At 67.5% G+C, this 15,946-nt stretch carries 14 protein-coding genes; 5 read left to right on the top strand and 9 right to left on the bottom strand.

Going from position 1 to position 15,946, the window contains the following annotated elements:
• Positions 1-52: 52 nt before the first annotated feature.
• The 9 genes from QRO93_RS09955 to QRO93_RS09915 form a co-directional block, all read right to left on the bottom strand.
• A complete protein-coding gene (locus tag QRO93_RS09955) occupies positions 53-607 on the bottom strand; it encodes a hypothetical protein (protein WP_164133252.1) in 555 nt (184 codons plus the stop codon).
• Between the two features lie 190 nt (positions 608-797).
• Entirely contained in the window at positions 798-2,990 is a 2,193-nt protein-coding gene (gene uvrD, locus QRO93_RS09950; protein ID WP_053451155.1) for a DNA helicase II, read from the bottom strand.
• A 9-nt stretch (positions 2,991-2,999) separates the two neighbouring features.
• On the bottom strand, positions 3,000-4,421 hold the full coding sequence (locus QRO93_RS09945; RefSeq protein WP_180880067.1) for an FAD/NAD(P)-binding protein: 1,422 nt from the start codon (positions 4,419-4,421) through the stop codon (positions 3,000-3,002).
• Between the two features lie 105 nt (positions 4,422-4,526).
• The gene (locus QRO93_RS09940; RefSeq protein ID WP_180880065.1) at positions 4,527-5,159 is read right to left on the bottom strand and encodes a hypothetical protein; all 633 of its coding nucleotides are present in this window, start codon (positions 5,157-5,159) and stop codon (positions 4,527-4,529) included.
• Positions 5,160-5,225: 66 nt separating this feature from the next.
• Entirely contained in the window at positions 5,226-6,644 is a 1,419-nt protein-coding gene (gene cls / locus QRO93_RS09935) for a cardiolipin synthase (RefSeq protein ID WP_053451157.1), read from the bottom strand.
• 285 nt (positions 6,645-6,929) lie between these two features.
• Positions 6,930-7,097 carry a 50S ribosomal protein L33 gene (gene rpmG / locus QRO93_RS09930; RefSeq protein WP_170272460.1) on the bottom strand — a complete coding sequence of 56 codons (168 nt, stop codon included), beginning with the start codon at positions 7,095-7,097 and terminating at the stop codon, positions 6,930-6,932.
• A gap of 10 nt (positions 7,098-7,107) precedes the next feature.
• Complete coding sequence (gene rpmB, locus QRO93_RS09925; protein ID WP_005411638.1) at positions 7,108-7,344, bottom strand: 50S ribosomal protein L28; 237 nt, start codon at positions 7,342-7,344, stop codon at positions 7,108-7,110.
• A 237-nt stretch (positions 7,345-7,581) separates the two neighbouring features.
• Positions 7,582-8,091 (bottom strand): DNA polymerase III subunit epsilon, encoded by a 510-nt coding sequence (gene dnaQ, locus QRO93_RS09920; protein WP_049456343.1) that lies wholly within the window; start codon positions 8,089-8,091, stop codon positions 7,582-7,584.
• Between the two features lie 82 nt (positions 8,092-8,173).
• A complete protein-coding gene (locus QRO93_RS09915; protein ID WP_180880063.1) occupies positions 8,174-9,067 on the bottom strand; it encodes a LysR family transcriptional regulator in 894 nt (297 codons plus the stop codon).
• Positions 9,068-9,175: 108 nt separating this feature from the next.
• Here QRO93_RS09915 and QRO93_RS09910 point away from each other — a divergent pair, with 108 nt between their 5' ends.
• From QRO93_RS09910 to QRO93_RS09890, 5 genes are all read left to right on the top strand, one after another.
• Positions 9,176-9,574: a RidA family protein gene (locus QRO93_RS09910; RefSeq protein WP_180880061.1), complete on the top strand. Its 399-nt coding sequence runs from the start codon at positions 9,176-9,178 to the stop codon at positions 9,572-9,574.
• Positions 9,575-9,807: 233 nt separating this feature from the next.
• The gene (locus QRO93_RS09905; protein WP_180880059.1) at positions 9,808-10,140 is read left to right on the top strand and encodes a hypothetical protein; all 333 of its coding nucleotides are present in this window, start codon (positions 9,808-9,810) and stop codon (positions 10,138-10,140) included.
• Positions 10,141-10,196: 56 nt separating this feature from the next.
• The gene (locus QRO93_RS09900) at positions 10,197-11,450 is read left to right on the top strand and encodes a TolC family protein (protein WP_180880057.1); all 1,254 of its coding nucleotides are present in this window, start codon (positions 10,197-10,199) and stop codon (positions 11,448-11,450) included.
• A complete protein-coding gene (locus QRO93_RS09895) occupies positions 11,447-12,652 on the top strand; it encodes an efflux RND transporter periplasmic adaptor subunit (protein WP_053451162.1) in 1,206 nt (401 codons plus the stop codon). Before QRO93_RS09900 ends, QRO93_RS09895 begins: the two co-directional genes overlap by 4 nt.
• A 10-nt stretch (positions 12,653-12,662) precedes the next feature.
• Positions 12,663-15,872 (top strand): efflux RND transporter permease subunit, encoded by a 3,210-nt coding sequence (locus QRO93_RS09890; RefSeq protein ID WP_180880055.1) that lies wholly within the window; start codon positions 12,663-12,665, stop codon positions 15,870-15,872.
• The last annotated feature ends 74 nt before the right edge of the window (positions 15,873-15,946 follow it).

Below are 15,946 nucleotides of genomic sequence, written 5' to 3'. Positions count from 1 at the left end.
TTTCTTTGCGGGTAGAAGCAGTCGAGCAACCTCGACTCTACCGTTGCTTTGTTCAGGCGATCTGCACCACGCGTGCGTTCTGGCACAGCGGGTAGCTGGCCACGAATCCAGCGATCGCGTCACGCATTGCCTCGAACGATTCGCCATACATGTACAGCGCGGTCTCGGTCGGGCCCTGCCACCAGCTGCAGATCTCGCCCAGGCCGTCGATGTTCTCCGACAGCTGTTCGAACACGTGGTTGGAATCGCACTGCTCGTAGACTTCGTCCGGCAGGGTCAGCCCGTCCAGGTAGATGCCCAGGCCTTCGGTCACGCCGAAGCTGCGGTCGGCCTCGCCCGCACCCTGCAGCTGCGAGCCCTTCGGTGCACCCAGCTGCTCCAGCAGATCAATCAGCTTCGGTACGCCGGCGGCATCGACCAGCGCTACTTCGATATCGCCGTACTCGACCTCACCCAGGTCGGACATCGCGGTCCCGCCGCCGGTCAGCTCGCCCACCTGGGCCGCCTGCAGCAGCGCATCGAGCGGATCCTCGAACAGTTCATGGCGGTGCTCCGGCTGCAGCCGGGCGTTCAACTTCACGGTGACGTGCAGCGTGGGTTCTGTCATGGGGGCGCTCCTGGAAGGTGTCAGGCCCCATTGTAGAGTCCAAGGTAGCGGCAGGAGCCGCTGCCAACGTCGCTTGCGACGGCCCGAAGGGTGCCGGTCAGGACGACCGGCATAGCTTGCTCGACTGCCTTCCCGCCAGAAGCAGCCGAGCATGGCTCGGCTCTACAGGCTTCCCGCCCCCTGACGGTGATCAGATCACCGTCAGGTTGGCATACGCCATCACCAGCCACTTGCTGCCGGCGTCGGCGAATTCGACCTGAACGCGGGCGTGTGCGCCGCTGCCTTCGTAGTCGGTCACCATGCCTTCGCCGAACTTGGGATGGGTGACCAGTGCGCCGAGCTTGAGCGGCGGTGCCTCGATCGAAGCATGGCCCATCACCCGGCTGCTGCCCAGCGAGGCCGGCCGCGAGACCTGCACCTTCGGGCGGACTTCGTGCAGCAGCTCGCGTGGGATCTCGCGCAGGAAGCGCGACGGCAGGCTGTAGTTGTCCTGGCCGTGGATGCGGCGCGATTCGGCGTAGCTCAGCACCAGCTTCTGGCGCGCACGGGTGATGCCCACGTAGGCCAGGCGGCGCTCTTCTTCCAGCCGACCGCTTTCCTCCAGCGAGCGTGCACTGGGGAACAGGCCTTCTTCCAGGCCGGCCAGGAACACCAGCGGGAATTCCAGGCCCTTGGCCGAGTGCAGGGTCATCAGCTGCACGCCGTCCTCGCCCGCCTGCGCCTGGCCCTCACCGGCCTCCAGCGCGGCATAGGCCAGGAACGCGACCAGCTCGTCCATGTCCTCGCCCACTTCCTCGATGTCGTCGGCGCGGCGCACGAAGCGCGAGGCCACCGAGACCAGTTCGTCGAGGTTGTCGGTGCGCGATTCCGAATCCAGCGCGTTGCGGCTTTCCTTGCTCCAGTGCTCGCGCAGCTGCGAGCGGGCCAGCACGTGGTCCACGCGCTCGGCCAGGGTCATGTGCAGGGTCTGCGCCTGTAGCTCGTTGACCAGCACCAGGAAGCCGGCCAGCGCATTGCGCGCACGTGCGGCCAGCGCGCTGCCCTGGGTGACCAGCATGGTCGCTTCCCACAGCGAGATACCCTGCGCGCGCGCCTCGCGGCGCACTTCGTCCAGCGTGCGGTCGCCGATGCCACGGGTGGGCGTGTTGACCGCGCGCTCGAACGCCGCGTCATCGTTGCGGTTGGACAGCAGGCGCAGGTAGGCCAGTGCGTCCTTGATTTCGGCACGCTCGAAGAAGCGCATGCCGCCGTACACGCGGTACGGCACCTGTTCGCTCAGCAGCGCTTCTTCCAGCGCGCGCGACTGCGCGTTGCTGCGGTAGAGCACGGCCACTTCGGTATAGCTGCCACCGTCGCGCACCCACTGGCGCGCGCGCTCGACGATATAGCGCGCTTCGTCCATCTCGTTGTACGCGGCATACAGGTCGATCGGCTCGCCGTCGCCGCTGTCGGTCCACAGCTGCTTGCCGATGCGGTCCGGGTTGTGCGCGATCACCGCGTTGGCGGCGCCGAGGATGTTGGCGGTGGAGCGGTAGTTCTGTTCCAGGCGGATGGTCTGCGCGCCCGGGAAGTCACGCAGGAAGCCCTGCACGTTCTCCACCTTGGCACCGCGCCAGCCATAGATGGCCTGGTCGTCGTCACCGACCACGAACACGTGGCCGGAATCACCGGCCAGCACGCGCACGAAGGCGTACTGGATGGCGTTGGTGTCCTGGAACTCGTCCACCAGGATCTCGCGGAAGCGGGCACGGTAATGCGACAGCAACGCCGGGTTGTCGCGCAGCAGCTCATGCGCGCGCAGCAGCAGCTCGGCGAAGTCGACCAGGCCGGCGCGGTCGCAGCGTGCCTGGTACTCGATATATGCCTGGCGCATGGTTTCCAGCCACGCGTCGTTCGGTTCGGGCTGGATGTGCTGCGGGCGGCGGCCTTCGTCCTTCTGCGCGTTGATCCACCACGCGATCTGCTTGGCCGGATACTTGCCGTCGTCCAGTTCCAGCGCCTGCACCACGCGCTTGACCAGCCGCAGCTGGTCGTCCGAATCCATCACCTGGAAGCCTTCGGGCAGCTTCGCGTCCTGCCAGTGCAGGCGCAGCAGGCGGTTGGCCAGGCCGTGGAAGGTGCCGATCCACATGCCGCGGCTGCCGTTGGGCAGCTGCGCGTCGATGCGGTGGCGCATTTCGCCGGCCGCCTTGTTGGTGAAGGTCACCGCGAAAATGCCGTGGGTCGGCACGCCATCGACTTCATGCAGCCAGGCGATGCGGTGGGTGAGTACGCGGGTCTTGCCGGAACCGGCACCGGCCAGCACCAGGTGGTGGCCGGGGGGAGCGGAGACGGCTTCGCGCTGGGCCGGGTTCAGGCCATCAAGCAGGTGGGAGACATCCATGCCCCCATTTTACGGCATCGCCGTCGCGGCTCCTGCGACCACCTGGGTGGCCAGTGCGTGCGCCTGCTGACGCAGTTCAGGCACGGCCAGGCTTTCCCACAAGCTGCCGATGCGCAGGCTGCCGAGCACGCCCAATCGTGCCTGTGGCTGGCCGCCGGTGGCACACAGGCGATCACCCGGCACCGTGCTGTCCAGGCCCAGCCCGTGCGGGCCAGGGCGGGCCAGCCCATCGGCCTGCAGCTGCTGCAGCAACGGATTGCGCAGCGCGCTGGCACGGGTTTCCACGCCGGTGGCGTTGATCACCCCGCCGATCGTCCACTGCTGTTCATTGCCCGAGGCATCGCGGCCGGACAGCTGCACGGCGCCGCCCTCGCGCCAGACGCGTTGCAGGCGGCTGCGGTGAATGCGCAGCTGGCCGCTGTCCTGCAGCGCCTGCAACTGCGAATCCACTTCTTCGGCGATGCGATGGCGATGCACGTCCCAATAGCGCACCACATGGCGCAGGAAGCGGCGCTGGTCGGCCTCATCGAGGCTGCACCACAGTGCCTGCCCGTGCGGACGGATGCGGTCCATCACGCCCTGCCACGGCATACCTTCGGCCTGTGCCTGCCCGGCAAACTGGCGCAACGCACGCAGGCGCTGGCGCAGGTTCATCGGCGGCAGCGTGGCCGGGTCGAAGCTCGGCAGGCCGCCGTGCGCGTGCGGCAACGGCAGCAGGCCATGGCGCGAGATCACGTGCAGCGGACCGGTGTGGCCAGCGGCGACCAGCGCCAGCACGGTGTCGGCCATGCTCAGGCCGGAACCGACAATGGCCACGGCCTGCTCACCGGCCAGGGTGCGTACGCCGTCGTAGTCCCAGGCCTCGATCACATCGTCGGCAGGCAGCGCATCGGCGCCGGCCACCGGCAGCGGGCGCATGCTGTTACCGGTGGCCAGCACCGCCTGTGCGGCGTGCAGCGTCTGGCCATCGCCCAGCTGCAGTTGGTAACCATGGTCATCCGGCTGCAGGCCCAGCACCGGCTGCGCGATCACCTGCAGCTGCGCCGGGCTGGCCGCGGCGGCGTCCTGCAGGCGCTGCTGCAGGTAGGCGGCGAAGTAGTGGCGGCACACGTAGCGCTCGCCCAGCACCTCGCGCGCCTCGCCCGGGTAGGCGTTGGCGGCCATCAGGTAGTCGAGGAAATCGCCGGGCGCGTCGGCAAACGCACTCATCTTCGCCGCTGGCACGTTCAGCAGATGCTCCGGCCACGGCGTGGCATAGGCGATGCCCTGCGCCAGCTGCGAGGCCGGCTCGAAGATGGCCAGCGCCAGCGGCGCACGGGCCTGGTGCAATACCTGGATCGCCACCAGCACCCCGGCCGCACCACCACCGATGATCGCCAGGTCCAGTTCGCCATTACGCGGTGAATCAGTCATGGGCCGATTGTAGGCCATCGGCGATGACAGGCCGGAGTGCCGAAGCGGGCGGGATGGGTACAGCCTTATCTCGAAGTCCAAGGAACCGGAGAATGCAAGAGGCAGCAATCTGGGAGCCCTAGCTCAGGAAGATGCTCTCACCTGACTGATCCGGATGGTGAACATCGCCTTTAGCAAGAGCTTGCTGACTCCATCGATATCCCTAGCGATTTTCTCGACCTCTGGAACGGAGTACCCCTCCGATATCTCCCCTGGGAACCTCATGGCGTCCCTGATTGCTTCGCTCTCAGCAGGTGTTCCAGTCAGTTGCTGGACATTCAGTAGCTTTAGTGCAAAGGCAAGGTATTGATCACGGTGAACACGGTAGAGACGTTTTCTGTCCGCTGCCTTTCGTGCCCAAGTGTCATGTTGAACCCTATTGCGAAGGAGCCGAACTGCGTCCAGTGAATCCAAGGCTTCGTTGACAATCTGCAGCTCCACACCAGTCAAGTTCCCGACGGCGATCCTCCGTGCTTCATCGGTCACCTTCTTGGCAGTGCCGTACTTCTTGAGCCTCGCCTCTGCCACCTCCGGCGTCGTGTTCAACAGTACTGCAAACAGGCAATAGAGATTGATCTCTGTTTGAGCCCAGGTCGACGCGACAGCCCCTACGGCAGCAGCAAAGCCCTGCACGTCATCAACAACATATGGCCCAACCTCAATGAGCAAATTTCCGCCTTCATCGAGTATTTGCAGTCCATGATTTTCATTGCTCATGACGGCCATAGCTCCCTGTCAACATAATGTTCAATGAATCTAGCAACGGTTCTTCGCTAGCCTTCCTCACATCAACGCATCGGCCAGCCGTGCGATGCCTTCGCGGCTGCGCCGCCACGTCGGGCGGCTGCGCCACTGCTGCAGGTCCAGCTGCCGTGACTCGCGCAGGTAGCCGTCCTCGATCGCGCACAGCTGCTGGACCAGCGCGCGGTCGTAGCAGATCAGGCCGATTTCGGCATTCAGCGCGAACGAGCGGATATCCATGTTGATCGAGCCAAGCACGGCGATGTCCTCGTCCACGCTCATGTGCTTGGCGTGCAGGAACTGCGGTTCGTACAGGGCGATGCGCACGCCACAGCGCAGCAGCTCGTCGTAGTACGCCTCCTGCGCCCACGAGGTCAGCCGCTGATTGTTGCTGGCCGACAGGATCAGCTGCACCTGCACGCCGGACAACGCCGCGATGCGCAGCGCGCTCAGCGTGGCTTCGTCGGGTACGAAGTACGGGGTGACCATCACCAGCCGGCGCCGCGCCAGGTGGATCAGTGCCGCCACCGCATCACGCGCGTTGCTATAGGGATATGCCGGACCGCTGGGCAGCAGCTGGGTGGCGATGTCATCGCTGCACTCGGGCACATCGGCGATCACATCCAGGCGCTGGCCGGTTTCCATGTACCAGTCGCTGGCGAACACCGCTTCCAGGTGCGCCACCGCCGGGCCACGCACGCGCGCCACCAGCTCGCGGTTCGGGTGGCCGGGCACGAAGCCGGGGCCGGCCAGGTTCTGCGAACCAACGTAGGCCACCTCGTTGTCGATCACCGCGATCTTGCGGTGGTTGCGCAGGTCCATGCGCCCGCTGCGCCGCCAGCGCAGGCCGCCGGGCAGCATCGCGCGCACTTCGATGTCGCGCGCTTGCAGGCGCTTGCGATAGGCGCGCAGGCCGCGCTTGGCGCCCACCGCATCGAGCAGCACGCGGCACTGCACGCCGCGCGCGGCCGCACGCTGCAGCGCCTCGACCACCGCCTCGCCCACCGCGTCGTCGAACATCAGGTAGTACAGCAGGTGCACGCGGTCTTCGGCCTGGTCGATGTCGGCGATCAGCGTGTGCAGCGATTCGTCGTAGTCGGTCAGCAGGTCCACCGCGTTGCCGTGCACCGGCATGAAATCACCCTGGCGCTGCACCAGCGGCACGATCTCGGCGCAGGCGGTGTCCGGTTGCGGGGTCCAGCGCAGGCGGTGCTGCAGTGCCTGTTCCTCGCGGATGACCTGCGAGGCCTCGGCCTGGCGGCGGATGCGCTCGCGCGATAGCCACGGGTGGCCGAACAGCAGGTACAGCGGCAGGCCCAGCAGCGGCACGAAGCCGACCAGCAGCAGCCAGCTGCGCGCCGCCCCCGGTGTGGTGCGGGTGGGGATCCAGCACAGCGCGACCAGCCGGATCAGCCAGTCGATCAGCAGCAGGTACGAACCCAGCAACCACTCGAACAGCATCGCGTCGCCCGTCGGGAGGTGATGGGCCATTCTGCCCAGCAGGGTGTGTAGAGTCGAGCTTGCTCGACTGCTTTGAACCAGCGTGCCGACCAAGGTCGACACCTACCGGGTGTGGGGGACAGTGTGCCGACCAAGGTCGACACCTACCGGGTGTGGGGACAGCGTGCCGACCAACGGTCGGCACCCACCACGGCAGTGCAGGAAGTACCCACCACCTGGATGCCAGACATGAAAAAACCCGCCACAAGGGCGGGTTTCTTCGCGGGGACCAGCAATCCTTGCAGATTACTTGATCTTGCCTTCCTTGTACGGGACGTGCTTGCGCACGACCGGATCGTACTTGGAGAATTCCATCTTCCCCGGGGTGTTCTTCTTGTTCTTGTCAGTCGTGTAGAAGTGACCGGTACCGGCGGTCGAAATCATACGGACCTTATCGCGCTTGCCTGCCATGATCGTCTACTCCTCAGACCTTTTCGCCGCGCGCACGCAGCTCAGCCAGAACGGAATCAATGCCGTTCTTGTCGATGGTGCGCAGTGCATGCGCGGAAACACGAAGCTTCACCCAGCGGTTCTCGCTGGCAACCCAGAAGCGGCGCTCGTGCAGGTTGGGCAGGAAACGACGACGGGTCTTGTTGTTGGCGTGCGAGACGTTGTTACCGGTCTGCACTCGCTTGCCGGAAACCTGGCATACGCGGGACATGGCGCACCTCGATAGTAAGTTGTGTCAGCCCGTAGCCCGGGAGACGGCGGCCTCGGTGGTTGCCCACCACACGTCAAGAGAATCAAAGGGTTACGCTGGCGTTGGGCGGCCGGGGACGTGCTCCCGGGGGCGCCGCCCGGTAGAAAACCGGACACAGCGAGCCGCGCATTATGCACGGGTTCAAGCACTTGCGCAAGTTACCCACAGGCCGCGGCTGAACACGCCCGGCGGCGGGCCTCAACGCAGGTGCGGAATCACCTGCGCCAGCAGATGGGCATCCTTCAACGCGCCATGCAGGCCGCGGTTGCCCGGAATGCGCAGGCGCTGCAGTACATCGTCCAGCTTGTTGCCCTGGCCGGGCCAGCGCCCGCGCGCCAGCTTCAGGCTGCAGGTGATGCGGCAGTGCTGGGCCAGCGTGCCGGGAATGCCGGACAGGCGCAGCTCGTTGTCCAGGAAACCCACGTCGAAGGTGGCGTTGTGCGCGACCATTTCGCTGCCGCGCAGGAACGCCAGCAGTTCGGCGGCCTTGCTGGAGAACAGCGGCTTGCCCACCAGCATCGCATCGCTGATGCCATGCACACGCTGTGCGCCCCAGTCGACCTTGCGCTGCGGCTGCAGGTAGGTGTGGAACTGGCGGCCGGTGAGCTGGCCATCGATCAGTTCAACGGCACCGATTTCGATCACGCGATGGCCGAGCCGATGGGAGATGCCGGTGGTTTCGGTATCCAGTGCGACGATGCGGCTCATGCGTGATGAAGTTTCCTGTTGCGTGCCGTGGCGATTTTCGCACGTGCCGCAGCGTGAGTGGATTCGGAAACGTTGCAGATGCTCAACCCAGCACCTCCACCACCCAATCAATGAACACCCGCAGCCGCTGGCTCATGTGCCGGTTCGGCGGGAACATCACATGCATCGGCATCGATGGCAGCTGCCAGTCCTGCAACACCGGCAACAGCTCGCCACGTGCCACGTGCGGCGCGGCCATGTAGCTGGGCAGCGCCACCACCCCCATACCCGCCAACGCAGCCGCCAGATAGGCGTTACCGTCGTCGAAGCCGACCGTGTAACGGCCCTGCACCTCAACGCGCTCATCGCCACGTTGAGCGTTGAACACCCTGGCCCGGCCACTGCGCGGGCTGAGGAAGCCGACCATGTGGTGATCGGGCCCTTCCAGCGCGCGCGGATCGGCCGGCAGGCCGAAGCGCTGCACGTAGCCCGGGCTGGCGTGGAAGCCGATCGGCAGCGCGCCGAGCGGCCGCGCCACCAGCGCCGGGTCGGCCGGGGTGCCGCCACGGATCACGCAATCCACGTTGTCAGCGATGACATCGACCTCGCGGTCACTCACGCCGATGTCCAGCTGGATCTCCGGGTAGCGCGCCTGGAAATCCGGCAGCGCCGGCACCAGCCGCAGCCGAGCGTACGGCCCGGGCACATCCACGCGCAGGCGCCCACGCGGCTGGATGGCCGCATCGCCCAGCCCGCCCTCCACCTCTTCCAGCTCGGCCAGCAGGCGGGCGATGCGCGGGTAATAGGCCGCGCCATCGGCGGTGACGCTGACACGCCGGGTGGTGCGGTTGAGCAGGCGGAGCCGCAGGTGCGCCTCCAGCTGCTGTACCAGCTGGGTGACCGTGGTGCGGCTGACCTGAAGCGTGAGCGCGGCACGGGTGAAGCTGCCGGTCTCCACCACCCGGGCAAACGCCCGCATCGCCTCGAAGCGGTCCATGACAGGCCGTTATTGTTTGGGATTGGCAACCAATCTAGGCCGATCATCGCGGTTTATCCAGACAGCGAAGGGGCGGACGATGGCGTTCTTCCCAACCGATCCCTTCCCATGTCACAGCGTGATGTCGTTTTCCCCACCGGCCGCCAGGCCCTGTACGAGCGCAACCGCTACTCGCCGGCGATCCGTTCCAATGGCCTCCTGTTCGTCTCCGGCCAGGTCGGCAGCCGCGAGGACGGCTCGCCCGAGCCGGACTTCGAAGCGCAGGTGCGCCGCGCCTTCGACAACCTCAACGCGGTGTTGGCTGCCGCAGGCTGCACGTTCGATGACGTGATCGACGTGACCGTGTTCCTGGTCGACCCCGAGAAGAACTTCGAGAAGGCGTGGGCGATCGTGCCCGAGTACTGGGGCGAGGCGCCACACCCGACCCTGACCGGCATCGGCGTGACCTGGCTGTACGGGTTCCAGTTCGAGATCAAGGTGATCGCGAAGCTGCCCGCAGACCGGTAGTGCCGGCCGCTGGCCGGCAGCATCGAAAGGCGTGTCGACCAAGGTCGACACCCACCAGGGCAGGAGGTCGGCACCTACCAGGGCAGGAGGTCGGCATCTATCAGGGCAGGAGGTCAGCATCCACCAGGGCAGGAGGCCCGCAGGATCGCCCACCTGAACGGGAGATTCCGACGAATTCCCGAAGCGGCCATTGATATTGTATCCGGCGAAAACCGCTTGCTAGCCTCCCCTTCATGCGCCGGATCTCCCGCCACCTTCGCTCGTACCTGCTGATGCTGCTGATGGCGGCGTTCGTGGTCGTGCCGGTGGCCGACGCGCTGGCGTGCACGGTGGAACCGCACGCCAGCACGGTGCACGTGGAATCCGCGCCGGATGCCGATGGCGATTCCGATGGCAAGCATGTCGGTGCCTGTGGCCACAACCACTGCCACCACTCCAACCTGAGCCTGCCGGCACACACGCTTGCCGCCTTCGGCGCGCCACTGCCGGCGCGCTGGATGAATGCAGGCGATGCGGCGACCTATGCGGTCGCCCAGGATGAATTGACGCGTCCTCCCCGGGCGTGAGTTGAGCGCGTCCCGCGATTGCGGGCTCCCGTTTCACTCACAACCGGAATCCCCCTATGTCGATCCTGACACCTCGGTCGCCGCGCGCGGCCGGGCTGGTCGTCGCTGTGCTGCTGGGCCTGGCCCCGGCCGCATCGGTGATGGCGCAAGCCGCCCCCTCCTACGACACCCTGCTTGAACGCCTGGACCAGCTGCCCGGCACCCGTGTGGGCACGGCACTGGCCGAGGCCGCCGATGCGCGCGCCGACCAGGCCCGTGCGCTACCCAACCCCTCCCTTTCCTACTCGGCCGAAAACGCCTGGGGCTCTGGCACCTACCGTGGCATGGGCAAGGCCGACACCGTGCTCACCCTGTCCCAGCCGCTGGAGGTCTGGGGCCAGCGTGGCGCGCGCGTCCGGGCCGCCCGTGCCGAGGCACAGGCCGCTGCCCTGCGTGGTTCGCAGAGCCGCAGTGATGTCGCCAGTCAACTGGCGGTGGTCTACGCACAGGCGGAAAGTGCATTGCGTCGTTACACCCTCGCCAGCGAAGCGCTCGCGCTGACCCGCGATGATGCGGCCGCCGTCAACGCGATGGTCAAGCAGGGCCGCGAACCGCAGCTGCGCGCGGTGCAGGCGCAGAGCGAAGTGGCCAATGCCACCGCGTCGCTGGATGAAGCACAGGCGTTCCGCGATGCCGCGCTGGCGCGGCTGGCCGGTGCGGCGTTGCTGGATGCGCCGGTGCAGTCGATCGACAACAGCCTGCTCGACCGTGCCCCGCCGCTGCCGCGTGGCGCCACCGACGCCGCACTGGCGGTGCGTATCGCAGAAGCGGAAGCCGATGCGGCCGGCAAGCTGGTCGAGGTGGAGCGCAAGCGCGCCCTGCCCGACCTCAGCGTCACTGCCGCGCAGACCCGCTTCCGCGAAGGTGGCGAGCGTGCCTACAACCTCGGGGTCAGCCTCAGCATCCCGCTGTTCGACCGCAACCGCGGTGGCATCCGCGCCGCCAATGCCGACCAGCGCGCGGCCGAGGCACGCCTGGACCAGCAGCGCCGCGACAGCGAGGCCGAACGCCTGTCCGCCGTGGCCGGGCTGAAGGCGGCCGGCAGCCGTACCCGCGCCGCCGATGAAAGCGTGGTCGCCGCCGAAGAGGCGTATCGCCTCGCACGCGTCGGCTTCGACGCCGGACGCATCTCGCAGCTGGAACTGCGCAGCACGCGCAGCGCTCTCATCGCCGCCCGCGGCACCGCCGTGGACGCGCGCCTGTCGCGCGTCGGCGCCGAAATCGATCTTGCCCGCCTGGAAGGGCGCGCACCTTTTGTGGAGGCCCCATGACTCTCTCCCGTTCCTTCCCCCTGATCGGCGGCCTCCTGCTGACCGTGTTCCTGGCCGGCTGCGCCGGCAATGCGCAGACGCCCGAAGCGGCCGACGCCACCGCCGCCAAGGCCGGTACCGACGATGGCCACGGCCACGCCGCCGACAGCAAGGAAGCCAAGGCAGAAGCGGCCAAAGCACCCGCCGACGCCGATGAAGGCGTAGTGCAGCTGACCCCGGAACAGATCAAGGCGTCCGGTATCGAGGTGGTCGCCGTCGGCCGCGGCGGTGGCGGTTCGACCCGCCTGTCCGGCCGGGTCGAACCGTCGGTAGGCGCACGTGCCTCGGTCGCCTCCACGGTGACCGGCCGCGTCGAACGCGTGCTGGTCGCGCCGGGCACGGCGGTGAAGCAGAACCAGGCGCTGGCCATCGTGGTCAGTGGCGAAGCTGCGGTGTTCCGCGCCAATGCGCTGGCTGCGTCGGCCGAAGCCGAGGCCGCGCGCCTGGCCTATGGCCGCGACAAGGCACTGGTCGACCAGGGCGTGGTCGCCCGCCAGGAGCTGGAAGCCTCGCGCGCCCGCTCGCTGGCAGCACAGGCCCAGGCCGCCGCCGCGCAGGCCCAGGCCGCCGCCAACGGTGCGCCCGATGCCAGTGGCCGCGTGCGCATCACCAGCCCGGTGGCCGGCATCGTCGGCAACGTGCAGGTCACCCCGGGTGGCGTGGTCGCCGCCGGCAGCGCAGTGGCCGACGTCGCCGATCCGGCGATGAACGAGCTGGTGTTCACCGCGCCGCCGGCGCTGGCCGCGCAGGTCACGCCGGGCATGACGCTGGAAGTGAGCGTGCCGGGTGGCAGCTTCACCGCCACCGTTACCGGTTCGGCCGCCGATGTGCGCCAGCAGGGCGGTGTGGCGGTGATCCGCGCCACGCCGGTGGACGCTTCGCTGCCGCCGGCCGGTTCGCCGGTTTCGGCGGTGGTGGTCACCGAGGGCCAGGACGGTTCGCTCAGCGTGCCCGCCGATGCGGTGCAGAACGTTGATGGCAGCAGCGCGGTGTTCGTCGCCGTCGACGGCGGCTTCAAGGCACAGCCGGTACTGGCCGGGCGTCGGGCCGGCGACCGCATCGAGATCCTCGGCGGGCTGACCGGCAGCGAGCGCATCGTCGGCGCCAACGCCTTCCTGCTCAAGGCCGAACTGGCCAAGGGCGAAGCCGAGCACGGCCACTGAGGAGGCGACCATGTTCAAGCTGATCATTGAAACAGCGGTGCGCCACCGCTGGCTGGTGGTGTTCATGGCGGCGCTGATCGCTGCCGTGGGCCTGTTCCAGCTGGGCAAGCTGCCGATCGACGCGGTGCCGGACATCACCAACCGCCAGGTGCAGATCAACACGGTGGCACCGGCGCTGACCCCGGAGCAGATCGAGCGGCAGGTGACCTACCCGCTGGAAACCGCGCTGGCCGGCATTCCCGGCCTGACCACCACGCGTTCGCTGTCGCGCAATGGCTTCTCGCAGGTCACCGCGATCTTCACCGATGCCACCGACATCTACTTCGCCCGCCAGCAGGTGGCCGAGCGCATGCGCGAGGCTTCGGAAGACCTGCCCGATGGCGCGTCGCCGATGCTGTCGCCGGTCACCACCGGCCTCGGCGAAGTGCTGATGTGGACGGTGGACTTCACCACGTTCGATCCAGCCAGGCTGGCCAAGCCCGGTGAAGCCGGCTGGCAGGCCGGTGAGGTCTACCGCACGCCGGAAGGCAACCTGTTGCGCACGCCGGAAGAACGTGCCACCTACCTGCGCACCGTGCAGGACTGGATCATCGCGCCGCAGATGCGTTCCAGCCCGGGGCTGGCCGGCGTCGATACGGTCGGCGGCTACGTCAAGGAATATGGTGTGCATCCGGACAGCGCCCGGCTGGCCGCGCACGGCCTTGGCCTGGCCGATCTGGTCACTGCCCTGCAGCGCTCCAACGTGCAGGCCGGTGCCGGTTTCGTGCAGCGTGCAGGCGAAGGCCTGGTGGTGCGTGCCGATGGCCTGGCGCTGACCACCGAGGACCTGGCACAGGCCCCGGTAGCCACCCGCAATGGCGTGGTGGTGCGCGTGGCCGATGTGGCCGAGGTCGAGCTGAGCCGCGCGCCGCGCCTGGGTGCGGCCAGCCGCAATGGCCATGAAGCCGTGCTGGGTACCGCACTGATGATCGCCGGCGGCAACAGCCGCACCGTGGCGCAGGCCGCCGCCGCGCGCCTGGAGCAGGTGAACACGTCGCTGCCGGCCGACATCGTGGCGGCACCGGTGCTGGACCGCAGCGTGCTGGTCAATTCCACCATCAAGACCGTGGCCAAGAACCTCACCGAAGGCGCGCTGCTGGTGGTGGTGGTGCTGTTCCTGCTGCTGGGCAACCTGCGTGCAGCGACGATCACCGCGCTGGTGATTCCGCTGTCGTTCCTGTTCGCGGTGATCGGCATGAACCGCTTCGGCATCAGCGGCAACCTGATGAGCCTGGGTGCGCTGGACTTCGGCATCCTGGTGGACGGTGCGGTGATCGTGGTCGAATCGACGCTGCTGATGCTGGGCCAGCGCCGCACCGAGCTGGGTCGTGCGCTGACCGCGATGGAACGCCTGCGCGTGGCCGCCGATTCGGCCATGAAAATGGCGCGGCCGGCAGCGTTCGGACAGCTGATCATCCTGCTGGTGTTCGCGCCGATCCTCACCCTGGAAGGCGTGGAGGGCAAGACCTTCCACCCGATGGCGGCCACCTTCATGCTGGCCCTGGTCGGTGCCTTCATCTTCTCCTTCACCTTCGTGCCGGCAATGGCCGCGCTGCTGGTGCGCGAGCCGAAGGTGAAGGACGGCGATGCGCATGCCGATGATGGCGAGCACGAGACCAAGCTGATCCGCGTGCTGCGCGCACGCATCGAGCCGGTGGTGCGCAAGGCCGTGGCGCATCCGCGCACGGTGCTGGCCGGTGCGGTGATGATGGTGGTGGTGGGCATCGGTTCGTTCTCGCTGCTGGGCCGCGAGTTCATGCCGACGCTGGACGAAGGCAACGTGGCGATGCAGGCCCTGCGCGTGCCGTCGACTTCGCTGGAGCAGTCGCTGGCGATGCAGCTGGCACTGGAAAAGGCGATTGCCAAGCAGCCGGAAGTAGAAACCGTGTTCTCGCGCACCGGTACCGCCGAGGCGGCCATCGACCCGATGCCGACCAACATCTCCGACAGCGTGATCGTGCTGAAGCCACGCAAGGACTGGCCGGATCCGACGCTGGGCAAGGACGCGCTGGTGGCACGCTTCGAAACGCTGGCCGGGCAGCAGCTGGGCAACAGCTTCGAGTTCAGCCAGCCGATCGAGCTGCGCTTCAACGAGCTGATTTCCGGCGTGCGTACCGACCTGGCGGTGATGATCTTCGGCGATGACTTCAGCCAGCTGCAGAAGGTGGCCGACCAGGTGGCACTGAAGCTGCGCGCGGTGGATGGCGCGGCCGACGTGCGGGTGGAACAGATCTCCGGCCTGCCCACACTCAACGTGGCGATCGATCATGTGGCGGCAGCGCAGTACGGGCTGACCGCCGCGGACGTGAGTGATGCGCTGTCCACCGGCATTGGTGGCACGGCGGCCGGCAAGATCTTCGAAGGTGATCGCCGCTTCAACGTGGTGGTGCGCCTGGACGATGCCTCGCGCAACGATCCGGACCAGCTGGCGTCACTGCCGATCGCTACGCCGTCAGGACTGGTGATTCCGCTGTCGTCGGTCGCGCGCATCACGGTCAGCGAAGGGCCGAACCAGATCAGCCGCAACAACGGCAGCCGCCGCGTGGTGGTGCAGGCCAACGTTCGCGGTCGTGACCTGGGCGGCTTCGTCGGCGAGGCACAGGCGGCGGTGGCCGACGTGGCGCTGCCGCCAGGCGCCTACCTGACCTGGGGTGGCCAGTTCGAGAACCTGCAGCGCGCCGAGAAGCGGCTGGCAACGGTGGTGCCGGTGGTGTTCCTGCTGATCGGCAGCCTGCTGTTCATGGCCCTGCGCAGCGGCAAGGAAGCCATTCTGGTATTCAGCTGCGTGCCGTTGGCGCTGGTCGGCGGCATTCTCGCGCTGCTGCTGCGTGGCATGCCGTTCTCGGTGTCGGCGGCGGTCGGCTTCATCGCCGTCTCCGGCGTGGCCACCTTGAACGGTCTGGTGCTGATGCAGGCGATCCGCGAGCGCCTGGATGCCGGCGACCTGCCGCTGCAGGCGGCGATCAACGGTGCGTCGAGCCGCATCCGCGCGGTGCTGACCACGGCGCTGGTGGCGATCGTCGGTTTCATTCCGATGGCGATTGCCAGTGGCTCCGGTGCGGAGGTGCAGAAACCGCTGGCGACGGTGGTGATCGGTGGCCTGATCACCGCCACCGTGCTGACCCTGCTGGTGCTGCCGACCTTCGCGGCACGGGTGGCCAAGCCAAGGGCGGTGGGGTGAAACATGACGGGGTCGGATCCTGCGATCCGACCCCGTTCTCCGATCCCCGGTAGTGCCGGCCGCTGGCCGGCAAT

Origin of the sequence: Stenotrophomonas maltophilia group sp. Smal17, assembly GCF_030237045.1 — a bacterium.
Taxonomy (GTDB): Bacteria; Pseudomonadota; Gammaproteobacteria; order Xanthomonadales; family Xanthomonadaceae; genus Stenotrophomonas; species Stenotrophomonas forensis.
This window is presented reverse-complemented; position numbering and strand designations above follow the sequence as displayed.